Source organism: Lacticaseibacillus manihotivorans DSM 13343 = JCM 12514, assembly GCF_001435035.1.
Taxonomy (GTDB): Bacteria; Bacillota; Bacilli; order Lactobacillales; family Lactobacillaceae; genus Lacticaseibacillus; species Lacticaseibacillus manihotivorans.
Genome location: NZ_AZEU01000119.1, coordinates 1 through 3,158, shown reverse-complemented (window position 1 = coordinate 3,158; position 3,158 = coordinate 1). Strand labels below are relative to the sequence as shown.

The window sequence follows — 3,158 nt, the reverse complement described above, 5'->3', positions numbered from 1 at the left end:
CTTGCTGATGTGCGTCAGTTCGGCTTGCGGATAACCATTTGCCCTTAACTGGTTGATCATCACTGTGCGAACTTGCTGGGTTTCCCACGTATTTTTTGCGAACCAGCCGGCGATCAACACAAACGGCAAGGCCATTAGTAACCAGAATAGTTTTTTGGTGGTCATGCCTTGCCTCCTAGTGTGTCAACCAAGCTTGCGCGATTTTATCAGAGGCCACTTCATTGACGGCTTTAGGCACACTGCAGTTGCTCATCACGATCACCGCATCACGCCCAGATTGGGTAATGCGCAAGAAACATTCAAAGCCATATCCGAAACCATTGGCAGAACGATACGGCCCATTTTGATACATGCCACCACCATACGTCGACAAAGACCCTGGTGCAAACAACAAAGCGCTGGCATTACGCCCACCGACCAATCGGCCAGACAATAACGCACTTTCAACGGTATACAAATCGTCGATACTCATCATCAATTGTCCAGTGCCGAGTTCTTGATGTTGTTGCGCATGAGTGGTATTGGCGATAGTGGCATCAGTCACGCCATGTTTTCCCCAATAATGGCCTTGGGCAACACCTGCCACATCACGATCATAGGCAAAGCGCGTGTGAGCTAAATGTAGCGGTTTGATGTATTGGTTTTCCACCAAGGTTTGATAACTTTGGCCAGTGACTTTCATCAAAATACCGACCAATACCACATAATTGGCCGCCTGATAGTAACCTTGTCCGTTCATTGCCGAGCTATAGCGCAACTTCGTAATCAAACGATCAACTGTAGTTTGATCATCCACATATTCGCGATTCATAAAACTGCCATGCACACTCAAACCGGAATCCATGTCCAATAACTGCCGAATCGTGATGGTTTCACTACCTGGGATTTGGGGAAAATATTGGTGCAGTTTGTCATGGAGGTGGAGCTTGCCTTGCATGGCTTCATGCATCACCAGTCCTGCGGTCAATGATTTTTGCACCGAATCGATTTCAAACATCGTCGCCGGCGTGTTCAACGCTTGCGTCGTGGCTTGACCTTGCGCTAACGTGGCGACGCGTTTGCCATTGCGATACAATGCCGCCACTCCGGAGAATTGTTTTTTTGGCAAGTATTGCCGCAGATCCATCGGTACCGCAGTGGATGGTTTGAGTTTAAGCGGTGTCACTGGTTGCGATTTTCTGATTTGAGGTTGCGCGCGTTTGCCTACAGCAAAGCCAACCGTCCCCACCACGCCTAACATCAATAACGTCGCCACCACCTGCGGCCAAATCGACTGACGCGGACGCCTGCGACTACTGAGCATTCGCCCAGCCTTTAGAGAAGAAGTAAGGCTGGATATGATAGGCGTCAGGTTTTTGCGGCTTGGTCAAAAACGGATCAACCACTTGATCCATCGCGACCCAACCGCGCCAGCCTAAGTGAATCGTATCTTGCATAAAGTATGGTCGATTGCCAGCCTTGGTGAGATCCAGCACATGCGTGAACCCTTGGGCTTGCAGTTGATGTTTGAGCTTTTGGGTGGTGGTGGTCACCATCGGCTCTGATAAATGCGTATACTGCGCCCATTTGTGGTTAATGGGTGGAATGACGAATTGGACTTGAATATGATTTTTGGCAAATTGATCGAGCAACAGTTGAAAATCACCATATTCGGGTGAACGACGATAATCAAACTTCGCCTGTTTTCCACGCATCTTAGCCAGCTTATTGCCGCCTAAACGCTGCGAAAAGAAGTGATTTTCAATGCCAAAATGATTATTGGTCGTCGCCTTGGCGCCAATTTTGCCGGCGAGCACTGACAATTGTTGATTGGTGGCATGTTTAGGCAATTGTTGCATACCTTTTTCAATGCGCGCATAGTAATTGCCTACCGTAAAGCGAGAAAACAGACTGTCTTCATTGCGCAACAAGGTTTCATGCACGGCTAAACGCGTGTTCAACCCCTTGCCTAACTTCACGCCAGCGGCAATATCAAGCAGTCCTTCGCGAATATCGCTGTGGGCTTTAGCTGGGCTGAGTTTAAACAAGCGCTGAGCCGCATAACGATCAGCCGCGTCATGAGGCTTGGCATGTTGTAAGAACTCAATGGCTTGTAGTGGCGAGTAGAAATATTGAAAGGCTCCAGGATTGACCCCTTTAGGCGTGAACCACTGCAGGGAAATAATGAAGACGATTTTCTTACCGCGGTACTCCCGGATCCAAGACTGGTCATCTAAATAATGGGTCAAGGATTGCGTCCCAGGCGCCCCTAATAAAAAGGGTCGATAGTCACGGTCATACTTGGCGGCTAACACTGACGGGTGAAAGGCATCCATCCGCGACAATTCTGAGCTCCCCATAAACGGCACATAACCGGCTTGCAACGCTTGGTCTTTGATGCGCTGGCCGAGCAAAATGTTCGGTGACATCGAGACTGAGGCTTCACGTAAGGTTTTTTCATTGAGGTGACCTTGTGGCAGTGGCACTAATAACACGCCAAGCACTAGCGCACACGCTAAGATCACTGGGCCAAAAATCAACCAGAGACGTTTTTTCATTGAGCGGCAGAAGCTTTAGCAATGATCTTGTTTGGCGTGTTCCATTCATTGCGGTCAAATTCAGACACTGGCACGGAAATTCCCAACTGATCTTGTAATTCCAATAACAACTGCACGGTGTCCATGGAATCCAGCAAAGCCGTGGCAAATAAATCGGTGTCTAAAGCCGTGGATAAGTCTTCACCAGTGAGGTCTTGTAAAATGTTTAATACCGTTGTTTTTGTGTCCATTGTGAATACTCCTTTTTTATTGGAAGAATAATTGGTTTAAAAGCCCTGAGAAAATCAAGAAACTAAAGCAGACCACATTGAAGGTGATGAAAATCGCCAAAGCTTGCGTAAAGCGATTATGTGGTATCGACTTGCGGTGCTTTTTCTTAAACTGCAGCCAAATGTCGTTGATGATGATCGCACCGGCATGAAACAAGCCATACACGATGTAATACCACGTCACCCCATGCCAAAAGCCCATCACTAAGAAATTGATCAAGTAGGCCACTTGGCTGACGCGAATGCGATTTTTGATCAGTTTGTGCTTCATGATAAAGAAAGTTGTTCTCATGAAGACGAAATCCCGGAACCAAAAGCTCAAACTCATGTGCCAGCGATTCCAGAACTCTTT

At 47.6% G+C, this 3,158-nt stretch carries 3 protein-coding genes and 1 pseudogene; all 4 read right to left on the bottom strand.

Going from position 1 to position 3,158, the window contains the following annotated elements; genetic code table 11:
• Positions 1-175: 175 nt before the first annotated feature.
• Positions 176-1,303, bottom strand: coding sequence for a serine hydrolase domain-containing protein (locus FD01_RS06450; RefSeq protein WP_082611729.1), 1,128 nt, complete (start codon positions 1,301-1,303; stop codon positions 176-178).
• Positions 1,293-2,537 (bottom strand): D-alanyl-lipoteichoic acid biosynthesis protein DltD, encoded by a 1,245-nt coding sequence (gene dltD / locus FD01_RS06445; RefSeq protein WP_056963314.1) that lies wholly within the window; start codon positions 2,535-2,537, stop codon positions 1,293-1,295. Before dltD ends, FD01_RS06450 begins: the two co-directional genes overlap by 11 nt.
• Positions 2,534-2,767, bottom strand: a complete 234-nt coding sequence (gene dltC, locus FD01_RS06440; protein ID WP_054719862.1) for a D-alanine--poly(phosphoribitol) ligase subunit DltC — start codon at positions 2,765-2,767, stop codon at positions 2,534-2,536. Before dltC ends, dltD begins: the two co-directional genes overlap by 4 nt.
• Positions 2,768-2,783: 16 nt before the next feature.
• Positions 2,784-3,158, bottom strand: a pseudogene (locus FD01_RS06435) (D-alanyl-lipoteichoic acid biosynthesis protein DltB); the annotation flags it as partial.